General features: G+C 39.3%; 21 protein-coding genes and 1 tRNA gene. 6 read left to right on the forward strand and 16 right to left on the reverse strand.

Going from position 1 to position 20,894, the window contains the following annotated elements; translation table 11 throughout:
- Nucleotides 1-8: 8 nt before the first annotated feature.
- From HC965_RS24610 to HC965_RS24620, 3 genes are all read left to right on the forward strand, one after another.
- Nucleotides 9-2,885 carry a bifunctional fucokinase/fucose-1-phosphate guanylyltransferase gene (locus HC965_RS24610; RefSeq protein WP_370539995.1) on the forward strand — a complete coding sequence of 959 codons (2,877 nt, stop codon included), beginning with the start codon at nucleotides 9-11 and terminating at the stop codon, nucleotides 2,883-2,885.
- 601 nt (nucleotides 2,886-3,486) lie between these two features.
- Complete coding sequence (locus HC965_RS24615) at nucleotides 3,487-3,915, forward strand: hypothetical protein (protein ID WP_191033978.1); 429 nt, start codon at nucleotides 3,487-3,489, stop codon at nucleotides 3,913-3,915.
- A gap of 25 nt (nucleotides 3,916-3,940) precedes the next feature.
- Nucleotides 3,941-4,801: a Bro-N domain-containing protein gene (locus HC965_RS24620; protein ID WP_191033979.1), complete on the forward strand. Its 861-nt coding sequence runs from the start codon at nucleotides 3,941-3,943 to the stop codon at nucleotides 4,799-4,801.
- A gap of 91 nt (nucleotides 4,802-4,892) precedes the next feature.
- Here the strand turns inward: HC965_RS24620 and HC965_RS24625 are convergent.
- Nucleotides 4,893-4,964: transfer RNA gene (locus HC965_RS24625), tRNA-Arg, on the reverse strand.
- 275 nt (nucleotides 4,965-5,239) lie between these two features.
- On the opposite strand from HC965_RS24625, the gene asnA reads away from it, so the two are divergent.
- Nucleotides 5,240-6,277 carry an aspartate--ammonia ligase gene (gene asnA / locus HC965_RS24630; RefSeq protein ID WP_191033980.1) on the forward strand — a complete coding sequence of 346 codons (1,038 nt, stop codon included), beginning with the start codon at nucleotides 5,240-5,242 and terminating at the stop codon, nucleotides 6,275-6,277.
- 5 nt (nucleotides 6,278-6,282) lie between these two features.
- Complete coding sequence (gene ung, locus HC965_RS24635; RefSeq protein WP_191033981.1) at nucleotides 6,283-6,945, forward strand: uracil-DNA glycosylase; 663 nt, start codon at nucleotides 6,283-6,285, stop codon at nucleotides 6,943-6,945.
- A gap of 100 nt (nucleotides 6,946-7,045) precedes the next feature.
- Here the strand turns inward: ung and HC965_RS24640 are convergent, their stop codons facing one another.
- Both HC965_RS24640 and HC965_RS24645 read right to left on the reverse strand, forming a co-directional pair.
- Entirely contained in the window at nucleotides 7,046-9,763 is a 2,718-nt protein-coding gene (locus HC965_RS24640) for a putative LPS assembly protein LptD (protein WP_191033982.1), read from the reverse strand.
- 89 nt (nucleotides 9,764-9,852) lie between these two features.
- On the reverse strand, nucleotides 9,853-10,389 hold the full coding sequence (locus HC965_RS24645) for an HDIG domain-containing metalloprotein (RefSeq protein WP_191033983.1): 537 nt from the start codon (nucleotides 10,387-10,389) through the stop codon (nucleotides 9,853-9,855).
- A 67-nt stretch (nucleotides 10,390-10,456) separates the two neighbouring features.
- Here HC965_RS24645 and HC965_RS24650 point away from each other — a divergent pair, with 67 nt between their 5' ends.
- Complete coding sequence (locus tag HC965_RS24650) at nucleotides 10,457-11,620, forward strand: exo-beta-N-acetylmuramidase NamZ domain-containing protein (protein ID WP_191033984.1); 1,164 nt, start codon at nucleotides 10,457-10,459, stop codon at nucleotides 11,618-11,620.
- Between the two features lie 69 nt (nucleotides 11,621-11,689).
- Here HC965_RS24650 and HC965_RS24655 read toward each other — a convergent pair whose 3' ends face one another.
- The 13 genes from HC965_RS24655 to HC965_RS24715 form a co-directional block, all read right to left on the reverse strand.
- Complete coding sequence (locus HC965_RS24655) at nucleotides 11,690-12,091, reverse strand: DUF6578 domain-containing protein (RefSeq protein ID WP_223855014.1); 402 nt, start codon at nucleotides 12,089-12,091, stop codon at nucleotides 11,690-11,692.
- 24 nt (nucleotides 12,092-12,115) lie between these two features.
- Nucleotides 12,116-12,700: a hypothetical protein gene (locus HC965_RS24660; protein WP_191033985.1), complete on the reverse strand. Its 585-nt coding sequence runs from the start codon at nucleotides 12,698-12,700 to the stop codon at nucleotides 12,116-12,118.
- Between the two features lie 63 nt (nucleotides 12,701-12,763).
- Nucleotides 12,764-13,222 carry a DUF2262 domain-containing protein gene (locus HC965_RS24665; RefSeq protein ID WP_191033986.1) on the reverse strand — a complete coding sequence of 153 codons (459 nt, stop codon included), beginning with the start codon at nucleotides 13,220-13,222 and terminating at the stop codon, nucleotides 12,764-12,766.
- Between the two features lie 533 nt (nucleotides 13,223-13,755).
- Nucleotides 13,756-14,073, reverse strand: a complete 318-nt coding sequence (locus tag HC965_RS24670) for a hypothetical protein (RefSeq protein WP_191033987.1) — start codon at nucleotides 14,071-14,073, stop codon at nucleotides 13,756-13,758.
- Nucleotides 14,070-15,053: a hypothetical protein gene (locus HC965_RS24675; protein WP_191033988.1), complete on the reverse strand. Its 984-nt coding sequence runs from the start codon at nucleotides 15,051-15,053 to the stop codon at nucleotides 14,070-14,072. The genes HC965_RS24670 and HC965_RS24675 overlap by 4 nt, the downstream gene beginning before the upstream one ends.
- On the reverse strand, nucleotides 15,037-15,414 hold the full coding sequence (locus HC965_RS24680; protein ID WP_223855015.1) for a DUF3795 domain-containing protein: 378 nt from the start codon (nucleotides 15,412-15,414) through the stop codon (nucleotides 15,037-15,039). The genes HC965_RS24675 and HC965_RS24680 overlap by 17 nt, the downstream gene beginning before the upstream one ends.
- Complete coding sequence (locus tag HC965_RS24685; RefSeq protein WP_191033989.1) at nucleotides 15,411-15,881, reverse strand: GNAT family N-acetyltransferase; 471 nt, start codon at nucleotides 15,879-15,881, stop codon at nucleotides 15,411-15,413. The genes HC965_RS24680 and HC965_RS24685 overlap by 4 nt, the downstream gene beginning before the upstream one ends.
- Nucleotides 15,882-15,976: 95 nt before the next feature.
- On the reverse strand, nucleotides 15,977-16,687 hold the full coding sequence (locus HC965_RS24690; RefSeq protein WP_223855016.1) for a bifunctional 2-polyprenyl-6-hydroxyphenol methylase/3-demethylubiquinol 3-O-methyltransferase UbiG: 711 nt from the start codon (nucleotides 16,685-16,687) through the stop codon (nucleotides 15,977-15,979).
- A 138-nt stretch (nucleotides 16,688-16,825) separates the two neighbouring features.
- A complete protein-coding gene (locus tag HC965_RS24695; RefSeq protein ID WP_191033990.1) occupies nucleotides 16,826-17,233 on the reverse strand; it encodes a hypothetical protein in 408 nt (135 codons plus the stop codon).
- Between the two features lie 95 nt (nucleotides 17,234-17,328).
- Nucleotides 17,329-17,859: a hypothetical protein gene (locus HC965_RS24700; protein WP_191033991.1), complete on the reverse strand. Its 531-nt coding sequence runs from the start codon at nucleotides 17,857-17,859 to the stop codon at nucleotides 17,329-17,331.
- An 82-nt stretch (nucleotides 17,860-17,941) separates the two neighbouring features.
- Nucleotides 17,942-18,841, reverse strand: a complete 900-nt coding sequence (locus HC965_RS26730) for a CbrC family protein (protein ID WP_223855017.1) — start codon at nucleotides 18,839-18,841, stop codon at nucleotides 17,942-17,944.
- 4 nt (nucleotides 18,842-18,845) lie between these two features.
- On the reverse strand, nucleotides 18,846-19,622 hold the full coding sequence (locus HC965_RS24710) for a hypothetical protein (RefSeq protein WP_191033992.1): 777 nt from the start codon (nucleotides 19,620-19,622) through the stop codon (nucleotides 18,846-18,848).
- 83 nt (nucleotides 19,623-19,705) lie between these two features.
- Entirely contained in the window at nucleotides 19,706-20,782 is a 1,077-nt protein-coding gene (locus tag HC965_RS24715; RefSeq protein WP_191033993.1) for an ankyrin repeat domain-containing protein, read from the reverse strand.
- Nucleotides 20,783-20,894: the final 112 nt, after the last annotated feature.

Genomic DNA, 20,894 nt, shown 5'->3' on the forward strand with positions numbered 1-20,894 from the left:
TTATTTTTATCTTTAAAAACATCGATTCTACTATGCAAAAGTTATTATCCTTGCCACCAAACTTAATCCATTGTTTTCACGAACTGGAAGAAGTGAATCATGCCGACTGGTTTTGTACGTCAGACCCTATCGGAAGCAAGCTGGGTTCCGGCGGCGGAACAACGTGGTTGTTGCAAGCCTGTCATCAGGAGTTTGCGCCCCAAGATAGTTTCAGCAATTGGATAGGGCGTGAGAAGAGAATATTGCTTCATGCAGGCGGACAAAGCCGCCGTCTCCCAAGTTACGGGCCTTCCGGCAAGATATTAACTCCTATTCCTATTTTTAGTTGGGAACGGGGACAAAAGCTGGGACAGAATCTGTTGTCATTGCAGCTTCCGCTATACGAAAGAATTATGAAGCAGGCACCTGCCGGAATGAATACTCTGATAGCCAGTGGGGATGTGTATATCCGTTCGGAAAAGCCATTGCAGGATATTCCTAATGTAGATGTCGTGTGCTACGGTTTGTGGGTGAATCCTTCATTAGCAACACACCACGGCGTGTTTGTGTCCGACCGGAAAAGTCCGGAAGTTCTCGACTTTATGTTACAAAAGCCTTCGCTTGAGGAATTGGAGGGTTTATCCAGGACGCATCTTTTCTTGATGGACATCGGTATTTGGATTCTAAGTGACCGTGCCGTAGAAGTATTGATGAAACGTTCTTTAAAAGAAGGAACAGACGATATTAATTATTATGATTTATATTCGGACTATGGGTTGGCTTTAGGAAAGCATCCTAAAACTAAAGATGAAGAAATCAACCAATTGTCCGTAGCCATATTGCCTTTGCCCGGTGGAGAATTTTATCATTATGGTACAAGCCATGAACTGATTTCTTCGACGCTGTCTATACAGGACAAGGTACGCGACCAAAGAAAAATCATGCACCGGAAAGTAAAACCGAATCCGGCTATTTTTATTCAAAATTCCATCACGCAGGTGGCTCTTTCTGCCGATAATGCTAATCTTTGGATAGAAAACAGTTATATAGGAAAGGGCTGGAAATTGGGTTCCCGCCAAATTATTACAGGAGTTCCTGAAAATCAGTGGGACATCTGTGTGCCGGATGGTATTTGTATAGATATTATTCCTGTTGGTGAACATGATTTTATAGCTCGTCCGTATGGTTTGGATGATGTATTCAAAGGAGCGTTGGAAAAAGCTACGACTACTTATCTCAATATCCCGTTCTCACAATGGATGGAAGAAAGAGGGATTACGTGGGATGATATAAAAGGTCGCACGGATGATTTGCAAGCGGCTTCTATTTTCCCTAAAGTATCTTCCGTAGAGGAATTAGGGATATTAGTACGTTGGATGACGTCGGAACCGCAATTGGAGAAAGGAAAAGAACTTTGGCTGAAAGCTGAGAAAGTTTCTGCTGACGAGATTTCGGCAGGTGCCAATCTGAAACGGCTTTATGCACAACGCAGCAGTTTCCGCAAGGAGAATTGGAAGGGCTTGGCTGCCAACTATGAAAAGAGTGTATTCTATCAATTAGATTTGCAGGATGCGGCTAATGAATTTGCACGTTTAGGGTTAGAGACTCCCGATGCCTTGAAAGAGGATGCCGCGCCAATGGTTCGGATACATAACCGTATGCTTCGTGCACGGATTATGAAGTTACGCGGAGAGGATGCTTGCCAAAAGGAAGAACAGGCAGCTTTCCATTTGCTTCGTGACGGTTTACTGGGAGCTATGGCAGAACATAAAAATCGTCCTGTACTCAGCGTCTTTTCCGACCAAATAGTATGGGGGCGCAGCCCTGTACGTATTGATGTAGCTGGAGGATGGACGGATACTCCGCCCTACTCTCTTTATTCAGGCGGAAGTGTCGTTAATCTCGCTATCGAATTGAATGGTCAGCCGCCATTACAAGTATATGTGAAGCCTTGCAAAGAATATCATATCATGCTCCGTTCTATTGATATGGGTGCTATGGAAATTATCAGAAACTACGAGGAATTGCAAGACTACAAGAAAGTCGGTTCTCCGTTCTCTATCCCAAAAGCAGCGCTCTCCCTTGCCGGTTTTGGGCCGTCATTCTCCGCCGAATCTTACGCTTCACTGGAAGAACATCTAAAAGCATTCGGTTCAGGACTGGAGCTTACTTTATTGGCTGCTATTCCGGCAGGTTCCGGCTTGGGTACCAGTTCTATTTTGGCATCTACTGTTCTCGGAGCTATCAACGACTTCTGCGGACTGGCTTGGGATAAGAATGATATTTGCAGTTATACATTGGTACTGGAACAGCTTCTGACTACCGGCGGCGGTTGGCAGGACCAATACGGCGGTGTATTCTCCGGTGTCAAGTTACTTCAATCGGAAGCTGGCTTTGAGCAAAATCCGTTGGTACGCTGGTTACCCGACCAGCTCTTTGTTCATCCTGATTATCGTGACTGTCATCTGTTATATTACACAGGAATCACCCGCACAGCGAAAGGTATCTTGGCTGAAATTGTAAGTTCCATGTTCCTCAATTCAGGGGCACATCTAAGCTTATTGGCCGAGATGAAAGCGCATGCCATGGATATGAGTGAAGCTATTCTACGCAGTAATTTCAATAGTTTCGCCAATCTGGTAGGTAAGACCTGGATACAGAACCAGGCATTGGACTGCGGAACGAACCCACCGGCAGTAGCAGCTATTATCGAGAAAATTAAGGATTACACACTAGGATACAAACTCCCCGGCGCAGGTGGAGGCGGTTACTTATACATGGTAGCCAAAGACCCGCAAGCCGCAGGACAAATCCGCCGGATACTGACGGAGCAAGCTCCTAATCCGCGTGCCCGCTTCGTAGACATGACGCTTTCCGACAAGGGGCTTCAGGTTTCAAGAAGCTAAAAACCTCAAAAAACGAGCTTGGACATAGATGACCGTAATTGATTCTATGTCCAAGCTCTAATTTTCAAGCTCCATAATGATTGCTTTTACATGTTAATACTTGAGATAACCGTAAAGTAAATCAAAGCAATGATAAAGCCGATAGCGCCAACAACCAGTACAACACTAGTCCATTTCTTCTTTCTTGCTTCTTCCATGATACTGATTCTAGTTAGGGGATTAATGTAATTATCATCAAATGTCTACTTCCGCAAGGTTATAAACATAGAATCTCAATCAGCATTCATTCACCTGCCCACACCTACAAAGTTATCATTTTCCACGGAAAACTAACCATCCAGAACAACTTTTTATTCAATTTAGGCTAAATTATGCAACTATAAACAGAAACCTATGTCTTGGGACTTTAGTCGCATAATACGAAAAACTTCACCATTCATCAATTTGATTATCAATCTAAATATCAACAATATAAAACAGATTTATTTAGCAGATTACTGTTGATATATTATGTAAAAGTAGTACATTTGTAAGTCTGTTAAATAAAACAGACCCAAATACTAATCTAAGAAAAAAAATATAAAACCTATAAAATACAAATATGAAACTATTCAGATTATTACTCGTTGCTCTGCTATTCTCTTGCAGTGATGATTCAAAAGAAACTCAGGAAACAGGAGAACCCAAACCAATTGTCGTAGAAATGGAAAAAACTAATGTGCCAAATAATTTAACAGATGTCACTGGCACTTATATTCTCGAAAATAACAGAGAATATGGTGTTCGAGAAGATGGTAAGTATAAGATATTACTGACCAAAAGCAAATACAAAGATAAAGACCAAAAAGAAAAAGAAGTTCTTACTTATACGATTTTTGATGTAGCGAAGAATAAGCCTCTCTACTTTACAGTAGAAATAGATGTGGCTAAAAGACTTGAAAGGAATTGGGAGTATTATGATACATATAATCCAGAAATCACTGACAAGAAATTAGTTTGCAAATCACGTATAAAAGAAGAAAATAAATAAAAAAGATTTTAAGACACAAAATATCATGACAAAAAAAGATGCTATAAAAATATTCGAGAACAAAAAGATTCGTGCCGTATGGGACGATATGAAAGAAGAGTGGTATTTCTCTATTGTAGATGTTGTTAGCGTACTCACCGATAGCGTAGATGGACGTAAATATTGGAATAAGTTAAAGCAACGGCTCAAAGCCGAAGGAAGTGAGTTGGTGACAAATTGTCACCAACTGAAATTACCTTCCTCCGACGGCAAACTATATAAGACCGATGTAGCAACTACCGAACAACTCTTCCGTCTCATTCAGTCCATTCCTTCCCCAAAAGCTGAACCTTTCAAGCTTTGGATGGCACACATTGCCAAAGAACGCCTGGACGAAATACAAGACCCTGAATTGACTATCGACCGGGCAATGATGGAATATAAAGCACTTGGCTACTCTGATAGTTGGATAAATCAGCGATTAAAAAGCATCGAGATCCGGAAAGAACTCACCGATGAATGGAAAGCACGTGGTCTGGAGGAAGGTGTTCAATTTGCTACCCTTACGGATATTATCACGAAATCCTGGTCGGGAAATACGACTAAAGAGTATAAGCAATTAAAAGGTTTGAAAAAGGAGAGCCTGCGGGATAATATGACGAACAAAGAGCTTGTATTAAACATGCTTGCCGAACTCTCAACCAAAGAAATCTCCGAAGTAAGCCAACCCGAAACATTTGACGACCACAAAGACATCGCACGACGTGGTGGCGGTGTTGCCCGTGAAGCCAGACTAAAATTAGAAGCTGAAACCGGACAAAAAGTAGTATCTTCACTCAATGCGAAACGGATTTTACAGATAGACAATAATCAGAAGAAAGAAGAAAACATAAAGGACGATGAATAGACCCGAAGAATATACAGAAGAGTTTTCTTCTATTTAAAAGACGTACAAATGATACAAAAAAGTCGCACCCTCTAAGAGTACGACTTCAAAGTACACCCGAAGGGAATCGAACCCTTATCTGAGGTACCGGAAACCTCCATTCTATCCATTGAACTACAGGTGCATATACGTTTTAATTCAATCAGAAAAGACGCTCTATTCATTCAATAACAAAGCCATTCTTTCTGAATGCGATGGCAAAAGTATAAAAAAAGTTCTCATCTTCCTAATGATTCTTCTTTTTTTATAGTTGTTAAGGTAGTCACCCTTACAAGGGCTCTGTTATTTTGAAATGCTTTAGAGCATTTACTTTATCAATTTGACAATCTTTTAGAGAATATCCGTTACATATATCAATTTTATTCCTATCTTTGCCGACAATTAACATTCAACAAACCTATGAGTTACTTGATAAAACCTAAGAACTATAACCCACTACTCGACCTCAAACAGACCGAGCTGGGAATCAAACAAATAAAAGAGTTCTTCCAGTTAAACTTATCATCCGAATTGCGTCTCCGACGTGTGACTGCCCCCCTGTTTGTGTTGAAAGGAATGGGTATCAATGATGACTTGAATGGAATAGAACGTCCTGTTTCTTTCCCTATCAAAGACCTGGGCGACGCACAAGCAGAAGTGGTTCATTCATTGGCTAAATGGAAAAGACTGACATTAGCTGATTATTGTATCGAACCCGGATATGGCATTTATACGGATATGAACGCCATCCGCTCGGACGAAGAACTGGGTAATCTCCACTCCCTCTACGTAGACCAATGGGACTGGGAACGTGTCATCACCAATGAAGACAGAAACGTAAACTTCCTGAAGGAAATTGTAAACCGCATCTATGCGGCCATGATCCGCACGGAATATATGGTATATGAAATGTATCCCCAAATCAAGCCATGCTTGCCACAAAAGCTACATTTTATTCATTCCGAAGAGCTACGCCAGCTTTATCCCGACTTGGAACCCAAATGTCGCGAACATGCTATCTGTGAGAAATACGGAGCTGTATTTATCATTGGTATAGGTTGCAAATTAAGCGACGGCAAGAAGCATGACGGACGTGCACCTGACTACGATGACTATACAACCAAAGGTCTGAACGACCTACCCGGACTGAACGGCGACCTCTTACTATGGGACGATGTACTGCAACGCTCCATCGAACTATCATCTATGGGCATCCGTGTAGACAAAGAAGCCCTGCAACGCCAGGTGAAAGAAGAGAATGAAGAGAAAAGACTGGAACTTTATTTCCACAAGCGACTGATAAACGACACTCTCCCCTTATCCATTGGTGGTGGTATCGGACAATCCCGCCTGTGTATGTTCTACCTTCGCAAAGCCCATATCGGAGAAATACAAGCCAGCATCTGGCCCGAAGATATGCGCAAAGAATGTGAGGAACTTGAAATACACCTTATATAATTACCATGAACGTACAGATTGAAGAAAGCTGGAAAGCACATTTAGAACCAGAATTTGAAAAAGACTACTTTCGCACACTGACCGATTTCGTCAAAAGCGAATATAGCCAGTATCAGATATTTCCTCCGGGAAAACTGATATTCAATGCTTTCAATCTTTGCCCTTTCGACAAAGTGAAAGTTGTAATCATCGGACAAGATCCTTATCATGGACCGGGACAAGCACACGGTCTCTGTTTTTCTGTGAACGACGGAGTCCCCTTTCCCCCTTCATTGGTGAACATCTTCAAAGAGATTAAAGCAGACATAGGCGTCGATGCCCCCACAACGGGAAACCTGACACGTTGGGCGGAACAAGGAGTATTGTTACTCAACGCCACCTTGACCGTACGTGCCCACCAGGCAGGCTCACACCAAAACCGTGGTTGGGAAGCATTTACCGACGCAGCCATCCGCGCATTGGCAGAAGGAAAAGAAAACCTGGTATTTATCCTGTGGGGATCATATGCTCAAAAGAAAGGAGCTTTTATCGACCGCAACAAACACCTGGTACTTACTTCCGCCCATCCATCTCCCCTTTCTGCCTACAACGGCTTCTTTGGAAACAAACATTTCAGCCGGGCAAACGATTATCTGAAAGCACACGGAGAAACGGAAATCGTTTGGTAAATTGAGAATTGAGAATTAAAAATTGAGAAATGGCTGCGCTATTCTTTCTTCAATGAAGTGATAGCGCAGCCATTTCTCAATTTTTAATTCTCAATTTATCCTAGTACCATTGAATATTACTTTGCGTCTGACTTCTCTGCTCATACTTCAAGTCTTGCAGGATACTTGCATTCGCACGGATAGTTACATTGTAATATTTCCAACGTCCGAAAGGAGAAAGGCTGGCAGACAAGTTGAAACAGTGCAAATCACGAGAGATAGTACAGGAAGTCTGCGTAATCTCTTTTGCTTGGAAGTCATAACCCGAATTGAAGGACAACGACCAGTTATTGGAAATCTTCACATTTCCGTTCGCGTTGATATTATGCGTATACGTATAAGGATATCTCATAGAATAGCGGTTGATAGGTTTCGTCCTGTCCTCACGAATATTGAACGAATAACTAAGACTCAATGACCACGGCATCTTGAACACTTGATAACCGTCCGCGTCAGCCGCAGCCTTCTCGACCTTTTTGGTCACAGTGCCATCTTCTCCGTCAGTTCCTTCCGAATCATCGTCTTCGCCGTCTCCTTTCTTCTTATCCTTCCCCTGTTCGGCATCCTCTTTCGGACCGAACCATTTCTTCCATGTATCATTATTGAAGGTATAATTGAAAGAAGAACCATAACCCTGGAAACGTCCAAAACGTCCGTAAGACCATTCAGTGCGATTACTTGTCACAACATTACCACTCTTATCAAATGTATAGGCATACGTAGCAAACGAAGCGTTCATATTGAAAGTATAGTTCTTGGTCAACTTCAGACGCAGGTTCATGCTCAAGTCACTCCACGGTCGTTCTTTAGCAGCCATATTATAGGACATATTCGCACTTAAATCATCAATAAGGCTCACTTTCTTAACGGTATCTTTCTTTGCATCATAATATTTCATCTCCAGGTTATTAGCAATTGAAAAGCTTACTGTCCCAGATCCTTCACGAGAAGGCACGCCATAAGGCTGACCGGTGAAAGGAGAATAATATTGTGTATTACCATTATAATCGGTGTATTCTTCCCAGTATTTACTAAATCCAGGAGCACCACTTAAACTCACTTGCGGAGTGAAAACGTGACGAATCTGTATCTCCTTCTTCTTTGCAAAAAGTGGTTTATACATACCATATAACTTTGTGCTCAGACTCAAACTTGCCGAGTAATTGGATACACGATAAAAACCATTGAGTGAATCACCTGGTAATGCTTCTAGTTTGTGAGTATCTTCGTTATACTGCTGATTAATTTTACGAGTGTACCAACGTTCCGTATAATTGACTGAAGGATTAACCTGTAAATACTTGAATAGCGTAAAAGTAGCACTGATAGGAATATTATGATTCATCGCATTCTCCCATTCGCTTAGCCCAGCTTTAAACAGACGATCGTCTTTCGTACGGATACTGTTCGTCAGACGCCCAGTATAGCTGAGAGAAATCTTCTCATACCAACGCTCGGCACCAGCCGCTTTCTTACGTTTGAACGGATACAGGCGGCTTAATGAGATATTAAGGTCAGGCAATGTAACAGCGATAGAAGAATCACGCATTGTTTGGGCGATATTGGTCGTTCCTGATAATGTCAGACCGATGTCGGGGAAACTGCGTGAATAACTGATACTTGATGTCTTGGTATTTTGAGTCAACAACTGGGAATTGTAAAGGTTGTTGATATTAGAGCGTTCATAACTACTGGTTGAAAAGTTTACGCTGGCAGAGAAAGTGCTGTTCGGGCTGGCTTTAGCATCCTGACGATGATTCCAAACCACCTTGAAGTCCTTGGCGACTGCATAGTCCGGCATACCTTTATCACCCGTCTTGGTGACCTGATAGTCTGCTTGCAGCGTACCGGAGTATTTATAGCGTTTATTATAGTTTGTCAAACCGGAAAGTCTCCATGAACCTTTCGTGAAAATATCCGCCGTCAACTTCAAGTCCATGATATCACTGATAGCGAAATAATATCCTCCGTTGGCCAAACCAAATCCACGGCTAGAGTCGTCCATATAAGTCGGCATAATAAAACCGGAAGAATAGCTGCTGGAGAACGGGAAGAAGAAGAACGGAACGGCCAACGGCAAGGGAACATCTTCCACTACCAAATAGGCAGGACCCGTTACCACATTCTTTTTGGGACGCACTTTCGCACGTGTCAACTGCATATAGAAGTGAGGATGATCGTGATGGTCGCAGGTCGTATAACGTCCGTGCTCCATAAAGATTTCATCATTCGCGCCTTTCTTTGCTTTACTACCGGTCACATATCCTTCTCCCTGCTGGGTGACGATGTCCGTGATTCCCGCCTTCTTGGTTTTGAAGTTATAACGGATAGTTTCCGTATCATAAGAGGTATCCCCTTCCTTAAATACCGGCTTACCTTTTTCCACTCCGGTGGAGTCTTTGATACCATAAGCATGAACAGTACTGCTGTCCAAGTTCATCGAAATAACCTCGGCAGCCAGTTCGATATTCTGATAATTGACCTTTCCGCTACCATAAAGCGTAGCAGCTCCGCCCAAAGTGAATACAGTGGAGTCGTTAGATTCATATACAACCGGGGCATCAAGCGGTTGTTTCTTCTGAACAGGTGCGATGGAATCGATGCGTACCGTAACCGTATCTGCTTTCAATGAATCATTCCCTTGCAGGGAGTCCTTTTGTGCAGTATTGGACGTTATCATTCCTCGTCTTCGACGCTGAGACACAGCCTCATCGGGAAGCATCAGTAAGACAATCAGCAGTATAAATGATATAAGTATTTTTGCTTTCAATGGCGCCATTAACTAATAGTTTACGCTTGAAGTGGCAAAAGTACACAAACTTCACCAATTATGAGTTAGAATCTTCGTTATTTAATTATTTTTTAGTGCTATAAAAAGAGAGAGCACCATCTATCAAAGCGGCTTAGGCCTTCTTCACCATATTTTGCAATACTTTTCCGCGCCTTTTCCACTGTCTTTTCTTCGTCCAAATGAGTTTTAGAAAAGAATTTATCGGCAAAACAAATCAGTTGTTCTTCCATAGTGACAGGCAGCATCTCATAATGAGGGATAGGGAGCTGCTGTGCGATAATATCCTGTAAGGAAAGTCCTGCTCCCGTATGACGTTCGCAGACAAGTGCGTGTTGTGGGAAACCTTCCGCCCGCAAGATTTCAGCTCCCAAATATCCGTGAGCGATATATGGATTCGGGCCAAAGCACTGAATGGCCGGGGCATCCGTCTGAAAGATACCAATATCGTGCAGGAGAGCAGCTTCTTTCACAAAGCTACGGTTCAGGCGTAATTCAGGATGTGCATCCAGTATTTTCATTGCCTTTCCGGATACAGAAAGACTGTGTATTACTAAAATTTGTCGCTGCTCTGTGTTCTCCGGATAATACTTGTCAATGATTTCGTATGGATTCATGTGCTTGTTTTTTGTTCTCTCGAGGAGAAATTAATATTTTTGTGCAATATTACTAAAAATTACCGACATGCAAGCTAGAAGTTTCCTCATTCTTTTATTTCTGTTCGCTACATTCTTCTCCGCACACGCTGGTGGCAAAGTTACCACAGGTGCTGAACGTATCGAACAATATCTTCCACTCCTTCAGGGCAAACGTGTCGGAATGGTAGTCAACCACACTTCCATTGTAGGGATGGAGCAGACCCACCTACTTGATACTTTGCTAAAGCTGAACGTGCAGATAGTCAAAGTATTCGCCCCCGAACATGGCTTCCGTGGCAATGCGGATGCAGGCGAAACAGTGAAAGACGGAAAGGATTCCCGTACCGGTACACCTATCGTCTCGCTTTATGGCAACAATAAGAAACCGACTGCTGCCCAACTGAAGGACGTTGATGTAGTTCTTTTTGATATCCAGGACGTAGGAGCACGCTTTTATACTTATATCAGTACGATGTATTATATGATGGAAGCCTGCGCAGAAAACAAGAAGGAAGTGATTGTACTGGATCGTCCTAATCCATGCGACTACGTGGATGGCCCGATACTCAAGCCGGGTTACAAGAGTTTTGTCGGCATGCTCCCCATTCCTGTACTTCACGGATGCACCATCGGCGAACTGGCTCAAATGATAAATGGAGAAGGATGGATTGCCAACAAGAAAAATGCCTGTTCATTGAAAGTCATACCCATGACGGGGTGGAAACATGGAGAGCCTTACTCGCTTCCCATCAAGCCCTCTCCCAACTTGCCGAATGACCAGTCCATCCGATTGTACGCGTCTCTTTGTCCATTCGAAGCAACCTGCGTCAGCGTAGGACGAGGAACCACTTCTCCTTTCCAGGTATTGGGTGCACCCAACAAGAAATATGGCAGTTTCGCGTTCACTCCCCGCTCCTTACCCGGCTTCGACAAGAATCCGATGCATAAAGGAATAGCCTGCTACGGAGAAGACCTGCGAAACACTACAGATGTCAATGGTTTCACACTTCGTTATTTTTTGCGTTTTTATCGCTTGTCCGGTGAGGGTGCTGCTTTCTTTTCCCGTCCCCGATGGTTCGATTTGCTCATGGGAACGGATAGCGTGCGTAAAGCTATCCTCAAAGGTGAATCTGAAGAGACGATACGGAATAGCTGGCAAAAAGAGTTGCAAGCTTACCGGGAGATGAGAGCGAAGTATCTGCTTTATTGAGCACTGTTTTACTATTCATGTTAGCCCACCAAAAAGATACAATATGTTTTAATTTTCCATTTCATAAACCTACTTTTCTCTTATAAGATTCTTAGCAGACTGTTGAATATCAGCATCTTTCAATACTACTAAATAATCACTGCCAATCGCTCCATCAATTACTTTTTCCCGCCCATCTGCTTTTTCTATATTTCTTAGAAAACCCGAATCGGGAATCTGTACTATGGGATTATCAGCAGATGGTTTATAAATAGTAAAAAGTGCTTCTATTCGACATACAGTTCCTCGAAGAATATACAATCCTTCATCTGTTTCATAGTGTGCGTCGTATATATAATCAATCTCTTTATCAGTACCGACAACACCTTTCCCAAAAACAAAAACCGACCATTCCACGACATCACCTATACGGAATGGCTGACCACAGCATTGCATTTGCCAAATCTCATAAAGCACAGTATATTCATTCATAATGATAATAAAGAAATTTCGTATTTATTTCCAAAAATTATCCTGCAAGTGCTTCTCCAAATATCTGCAGACAACACCCCATCCCTCATTATCAGGGCTATCATAATTCCACATTTTTTCAGTAACAGCATTTATTTTTTCCTGTTCTGCCAAATATAAAGATGTCAGATGTTCTCTTTCTGTCTCTGTATAGCCTTTTAACTCATCTATTGTTATAGTAAAATACTTCCCTTCACTTATGCCACGCAAGAAGTTTACGACCTCACAAAACTTCTTTTCATCAAGAGACAAAACATTCATTTTTAGTGGGAAAATATATGCAATATTTTTCGTAGCTTCACCAACAGTTGGCAAGCCTATTTCATACATAGCTTGGGAAATATACGGTAATAGTTCCCTGTTTTCTTCGATGATACTTTGCCAGCCATCGCCTTTATAATTACCAATCACATTTGCTACAACATGAAATGTAAATACAACATCAGAAACTTTTTCCTTTATTGTTCCAATATTACCAAGCTCCCATATCTTATCCGACAAAGTAACAATAGCATCTTCTGTATTCACATCCATCCCTTGCAGGACATCACTTATTTTTTCAGTTTTCATATTTATATTGTTTTTAAACTAAAATCACTTCGAGTACAATTTACCAAATAATTAGTCTCCCTTTCATCCTTCCAATACGAAGTTACACTTTATTTCATCGTTTTCTTTTTTCAAGTAACAACAAATGGCATGTCCTAAAAAATAGTCAGGAGTACAAACTAAGTAAATATTGATTAAAGGTTCGTCATCTATATCCCCGATGCAGAAATCTATTTCAGACAAGCTAAGACTATTACAAAAATCATCCTCAGAAATAGTATCCTGGAGATTATTTTCTGCCACCCATTCCTGTACTGTTCCTATGAATTTATCGTTAATTGATTGAACTATTTCCGCCTTACTCTTATCAAACCATGACAACAATTCTTTGATTTTATCGAAAAAAGGAGCAATTTGTTTGTTTTCTTTATAGAAATAAGCACTGCTAAGGATACATTCTTCTTCCCATACAATAATAGATACCGTTTTATCTTCTGTAACGTTATTCAAATCAGTTATTGTAAGTTGTTCTATCGTTTTCATAGTATTTGCTGTTTTTTACGGTGGCTTATAAGATATAGCTAACAACACATTAAGTATCCACTATTCTTTTTCTACCTGTACATTCTATACAAATATAAGAAAAGTATAATATACAATGAATTATTAACTACACTTTTCACACATACAAACAAATTCAATCGTCTTAAACCACAAGAGATAATTCTCATTTACGATTCTCATTCTTCAATACAGTTAATAACTCCATTTACTACGGACATGAATCAAAAGTTTCAAGCAAGGAATTCAACTACTAAATTTATATGCCAGTCCTGTAGAAAATAACATCTTCATATGCAAAAATTAATTCGTCGGACTATACTCTTTCTTTCGTCGGACTATAGTGCTACGAAACGTTGACTATAGTCTCTCTTTCGTCGCACTATAGTCCGACGAATAAAACTGTGTATCCGAAGTTATTATATTTAGTATGACCCCGGAATAATTATAGCACATAGAAGCAATAGTTACAGTTAGTGAGAAATGAATTCAAACGCTCTGACGATTGACATTTACTATTTTCGTGTTATAATAATATCATCAAAGCAAAGCTCCATTGATTGGTTATCGGGCTTATACTCTCTCCAGTCCTTCGGATCACCACTTTCGTAATCTACCATTAAATGGTAATAAGAAAAGCCAAAGTTAGGATCGGGCAACCTATGAATTTTATACTTGCCTACTGTTTCCAAGTCATTATCTTCAATTACTTTCAGCCAACCTAAAGCCTTGTCTATCTGCTGAAGATAAGCTAGTTTATCCTGTTCGCCCTGCTTTAAAGCATCGACCGTTTTTATTCTCTCGTTTTGCAATAATTCTATAATGTCTTTCATACTTTCCATTCGGTTAATATTGAATTGAAATCCTCAAGCATCAAATCAAAATCATAATCTAACTTCTTCTTTTTCAATTTGCCGATTATATAATTTAAGGCAAACAGAATATATTCGCTCAATTTCAATTTCTGCTGTGCATGACTTAACTCACTAAATTCTTTCTCAAGCTTCAGCCCTATCCTAATCTTTCCGGTATCTGCCCTGAATGGTCCGAACTCAAAACGATTTCGAAGATAATATCCATTCTTTTCAATCTCTTGCTTAGTAAACATGGTGAGCAATGTCGGATAGAAGTCTTTTTGTTTCAACTTCAACTTTTCATCCGCAATGATGTAATTTGTTTTGCAATGATCGTGATCATAATAGCTATACGAACAGTTTATTATAATTCGATTAATAGCTCGCCCGTACTTTTCGGGACGCATCCTCCTGTTCAGTTCCGGTTGTAGTTCCTTCTTAATACTCTCAATCACAGCCTTCGAGTTTTCATAACAATTACTGATGGTTCGATTAATCCAAACTGGATTTTTAGGAATCCAGTTTCTTTGGCTTTCAAGTTTCAAATCTTGGATATCTTCTTTCACCTCGTATTCCCTAGATACGGATTGTTTTTGCTCCGGGGCGTCAGGACTGAACCAATACCCCGTTCTTCCTTGTTCCATAGTGAAGCCCTTGATTCGTTTCGACCAAATGGCATCAACAAAACGAGCTTCTCCAAATTTATTAAAAAAACAGGTCATAGGATTTCCATTAAAGAACTGCCCTCTCAATGCTTCGAGAGGTTCATGAGTTCCCCAACCAATAATCGCCAGGCACTCACAAAGACGAACAGCCTTGTTCCAATCTTCCGCATTTTTATAATTCGCATATTTCAGAAACTCTGCAAACAAGCGTTCACGCAACTGTTCTGTTCCTGTTTGGGATTGCAAAAAATCGTCCAGAGCTTTCAGGTCTTTTATTTCAAATATTCTTTCCATCGTTTTCATTTTCAATATCCTGTGTTGAGACTATGCAGAAGTCCGTAGCTTTATCATTATATTTTTTCAAAAACTCGATTTCACCTACCTGCTTTAAGAGTTTCTGATTCTCAATAAAGTTCTGACCATACTTCAGCCAACGTTTAGCAAAACCTTTAAACTTAGCACAGGGAAATTTATCGCACTGAAAACAATGCGTTATCCCTTTTTCCACACAACACAAATGGAATGTCTTGCATTTTTCACAACGGGCACTATTTAATTGCGCTCCCGGACAAGGATTTTTCTGTCGTGTATAGGTAGGACATCCACCACAAAACACACCACAAGCGGGAATACGACCATTATATACTTTTATCATACGAGACTTTTTGCCATCCAATAGTTAGTAAGAGAAAGCTGATTAGCCCTGCGTTTTTGCTCCACTTCTACCATATATCCTCGCTTTTCAAAAAATGGACGGGCTGTTATACTCACTTCAGAGGTAATTCGTGTAATCCCGGCTGTGACGGCATATCGTTCTATCTCTTTCAACAATAGCGTAGCAACACCTTCACCCTGAAAATCCTTATGAACAAACATAGAATGCAAATAGCCCTGGGGTGTGATGGATGAAAAGCCTACAATTTGTAATTGTTGATTCACTGCTACTATAAAATAGTGAGTTTTAATCATACTCTCCAATTTAGAAAGATCATCTCCACACGATGCCCAGTCTTCCACTTCCTCCTGTGAGTAGTTACGCCTGTTTATCACTAATACAGTGTTTCGATATAAAGACTGTATTTCCTCTATATCCTCATTTAAAGCTATTCTGGTAGTAATCATATGCTCCATTTTTATTTTTCACTAACACCTGTAATGGCATAAATCATAGGTAATTTATCACTCAAATGTTTTATTCTATACTTATCTTTGTCTATTTAGATTGTATGTTTGAAACAGTTGTACGGAGAATAGTCATATTCTTCAAACCGCGTGATATAGACACCGGCCTGAATAAGGCTATTTATAACCTCGCTCAAACTATGAGTCCAGGTCACAGTAGTATATTTTATTTCAGCATTTCTATCGGCATAACTTCCTTCCAATTGTTCTATGATTTCTGCTCCCTTAAAATAGCTATAATCAATGGCATTAAAATCATCATTGAACATCCATACCACGGGATGAAACTCTACCATAATGAACTGTCCACCCGGTTTTAAGTAATGAGCCACAATTTTAGCCCATTGTTCCATATCAGGCAACCACCCGATTACTCCATAACTTGTAAAAACGATATCAAACTTATCATCCAGGATATTTGGGAGTTCATAAATATCCGAACAAATAAATCGGGCGTCAACCGACAATTCTTTTGTCATCTTTTGGGCATAATTAATCGCATTATCCGATAAGTCTATACCTGTAACTTTCGCCCCTAATCGGGAAAGCGAAATAGTGTCTTGACCAAAATGGCATTGTAAATGAAGTATGGATTTTCCCTGAATTTCTCCTAACAAACCTAGTTCAATAGATTTCAGTGATGATTCTCCCTTTAAGAATGATTCATTATTGTAAAACTCACTATCAATGTGTATATCTGTTTTCAAATTCCACGCAGCTTTATTTATTTCCTTATAATCATCCATTTTTCTACTTCCTTTATATTACCGATGTAAATATAATTATTTAATTTGTTACAACAACGTATATGGGTGCACAAAATGATCGATGGACAGATGTGGCTAATCGCCTTTTACGACGATTAAGCCACGTGTTAGCTGCCTTTATTCCATCAAACTCCCATCAGGCAAATAGACATCTCCTTTTTGTCCGCTTGCATCAAAGAAGCCTACACCGTGCTTCTGCGCAAGTGCTTTTGTCAACTCATAAGCTTCATTTGCTACAGACCAAGCAAAAGCAGCATAAATTACATGATGCCCTATACTGTAATCGGTAAAATGTGCTTCTGCATCTTCATCGTCCAGTTCATCATCCGAAGCATCTGGGCCATTCATGTTTGGGAATGTTTTTGTAATTTCTTCATACCAACTTTTTAAAGCTGGTGATGTAACTGCTGGATCATTGTAACCATGCTCTTCTTTCCATTCAGTTTCTTTTCTATACCATTCAAGAAAATCTTTGTGCTTTTGCGGAGCTGTTGTCCTTTCAAAAACCATTAAATCGTAACTCATACTTCATTTTTATATTTAACATATTGATTAATTTGTAATTGGCAGCTAGCGTCAGGTAGCGTGCCGCTTTAAGCAGCACACTGTTTGTTATCTGTCTATTTCATTGCACCTATAATTTTTTCAAGTATTTCCTCTGATGTATATTCTACATATTCTCTATTTACCTTTTGTCTATTAAATAGGCTTGCAATAGAAAACTTTTTGGGTAATTTCAAATTCAGCTCCAATAAATCTATATAGTAATCGTTCAATATCGACCACATTAACTCTTTTGGAAATGGAGCATTTTCAGCTATTTCTTTCAAATCATCGTGCTTGGGGTCTCTTATTCGCTGAACAATCTCAAATAACTCATCTTTCGATAAAGGTGTAGAGAGAACTGTTGGTTCGGCAAGCGAGAAACCAAAGGCTATCTGATCGTCACCATCGACCTCCCAATGTTCAAATAAATCATTTTCCGTAAATTCTTTGCCTGTCAATTCAGATAGCTTCCGAGTAACTTCCTCGCATTTATCATCATCTTCATCATCACAAGCATCATCATACTCATGTATTAAGTTCAACACTTGCGGATATATTTCTTCTGCTTGAATAATTTTAGGTTCGATTTCGTCTCTTAGTTTCATATCTTTTATTTTTATTGTTTGGCCGATAATGAGTTACAGCTAATTACCGTTCAGTTAATTGAGGTTCATATTATCAATCTTTTTAATCACAATCCACATATAGGATATATTTTTTGCAATTTAGACAACGAAATAAATAGCCTTGGCATGAACCACCATTGACGATGTATTCTTTATGTTCAGAATAGCCTTCAGCTTCAGGAGTGAACTCAACAGAACTTTCCAATCCCATTTCTATAATCTCTTTCCAACCTACATAAGCGATAAATTCACAGAAGTCCCCACAATGGTTTGGCCAATACTCTTGTTGCCACCCCTTGTAGGACGGTGTTCGGCAACATAGTTCTTTTTTGTATTCTTCTGACATTACAGAGGAAAGAATTGCGTAATCCACAAATTCACCATCAAATCTTTTTGATGCTTCACCCGAAGCGATACATTTCGGACAAAGAACATTTATATCTTCAACGCTGTAAAAAGGACCGGAATATATTACAAATGTTGCCTTTCCACAACAGTCGCATACCTCCGGCGAATCAACATTTTCCAATAGTCTTGCTTCCAACGGTTTGGAACAATACTTGAAGTTCGGTATTTCGATAGAACCATCTTTCACCTTTCGAGGACGCTTTAAGCCATATTTATCCCCATCTGTTTCCGACTTTTCTTTGGGGTAATACAGTTTTTTCGCATCCTTGATATTATGATTGTCGGCAACGGCTAACAGATAATTATATGCTTTCGTGTAATAGCACAAATAACTGAATACATCACTCAAAATTCGATTATTCTCTTCCGTCTTATCATTAGCTTCCAAATCATCTGCCAGTCGGAACAATTCTGCGATTTTCGTCCTTTCCGGCATTTTCATTGCATCTATATATCGTTGTCTAAATTCTGATATTTCCATATTTTTCTTTTTATGATTGATAACGTCCGGTAGATAATCACCCTTTGAGGAGATTGTTTCGTTTGTTATCATCTAATTAGTTATTTTGTTTCTCCTTATCAATTGGTTCAAGTCCATTAATACAACAATTTGGTAATATTTCTCTAAGCAATTTCTGTTCAGATCGATTTGCCTTAATAGCTAAATCTCTTAATCCCCTCAACTGACTCAAACAAGACACTGTATCTTGCATTTTTATAGCATTGGTATCTATCAACAATAATATATTTATGGAATCAACATTTGCTAAAAATTCAAGAGAAGGTAAGTTCCTATTTAATGATATATCCAAGACTAAGAGTTGATTTAATCTTGAAATAAAATCAAACTCTATAAATTGGTTACATTTCCGAATAGCTAAAAACTTTAGATTTGTACAATTCTCTGCATTTATAATCCTTTTTAGTTTGGGATAGTTGATAATTTCTAAGAACTCTAAATGGGACTGCTTTGGAAGAATAATTGTTTCACACTTTCTTGATGTGTAAAGCTCTATTTTATTAAGGTCATTGAAATTTGATAAATCTAAAATCACATTATTAATTTCTTCCAACTTTAAGTAGCTATCTAATAGATTATGAATATTGCTATATTCGGCAGTTGTTCTTAATACGTCGATATATTTATTTCTAATAATTATCATTAGAGCAAACCACATTTTTGATGTCATATCATCCCTGTTAAATACAGGTTCAAATACAGAAAAAGAATGAATATCAGGAATATCATTCAACCATATTTTAATGTCATCCACTCCAAATCCAGCAGGGTATGTTTTCAATTTATTATTGATAATTTCATTTATTCTATTCATGACAAATCTTGTTTCTGAATTTTGGTTTGATAATAATGTCCGGTAGCGTGCCATTTTAGGTGGTATCGCTGTTTGTTGTCGTTTTAATCATATTCGCCATCTATAATTTTTTGCATATAAGTTGAAATATCTTTCAGAAAATCCTCAAATCCGCAGATATTTTTGAGTTCTTCATGTTCCATATCATAATAAGCAATCTGTTTAGCTTTGGGATTCCAGACGATATAAATGTGCCCGTAATCCCCTGTTGCTTTAGATATCCGAAGTAATTTCTGTCTACCAACTTTCATTGGGATAGTATCAATCAATGGAAAAAAGGCAATATATTCAAAATCGCATTCCTGTATGTCAAAATGCAAGTTTTCTCTCTGTAAAAAATCAATCAGAGTTTTGGGTAACTTATACGGCCTTAACTCATCCATTTTATTCTGCAAATTATGATATTCGGCAGGTTCCAAAGACTTGAAATACTCTGCCAATTCAAGATCGCCTTTTTCAAGCGAAATGCTGTATGGTCGCATACCATCCTTCTCCGTCAATGTAACATCTGCACCATGTTCTACAAGATACTTGCACATAGATATATCCACGTACCTCGCTGCTACACACAATGGTGTCGGTTTAAAGGGATACACCATATCCGGCTCACGATAGTTAATATCAACCCCGTTATTAAGGAAGAACTCCAGTACATTGTAATTCCTGTCACTAACGGCAGAACGAAAGGCTTTCCCACCATATTTACTTACAGTATGTCCAAGCTCATGAATTAAAGGCAGATTCTTGTATCGTTTCCCGTATAATGCCTGCTCAAAAGCATCTGTTTTTACATGATTCAAATCATTAACTTTTGCCCCGTGAACTACGACATATCGAACTATTTTTTCATCGCAATACCGTACAGCAGTCAAAAAACTGGGATTTCCTTTCTCATTAAGATTGACGTTATGCTCAACAAGCCATTTTACTGATGCAAAACATTCCATAATCAAAGCATAATCAAGAGGTGATTGACTGATGTATTTACCAATATTGATTTTTTTCTCAATATCCCATCCTTGCGATAAATGATCATTCAGTGCAGGGATGTTCTCGTTTATAATATCACTGACAATCTGCGGAACAGACTGAAAGTTTCCAATATCTTTCATTTTAATCATAACTCAATGTTTGTATTAATATATCAAAATATTTTTTATTTATTTTCCTAAACGATAATATTATGCTAACAACGGAACATACTTCTCCGCTGCCATTTTTCTATTTTTATAC

Origin of the sequence: Bacteroides sp. GM023 (assembly GCF_014750685.1) — a bacterium.
GTDB lineage: Bacteria > Bacteroidota > Bacteroidia > Bacteroidales > Bacteroidaceae > Bacteroides.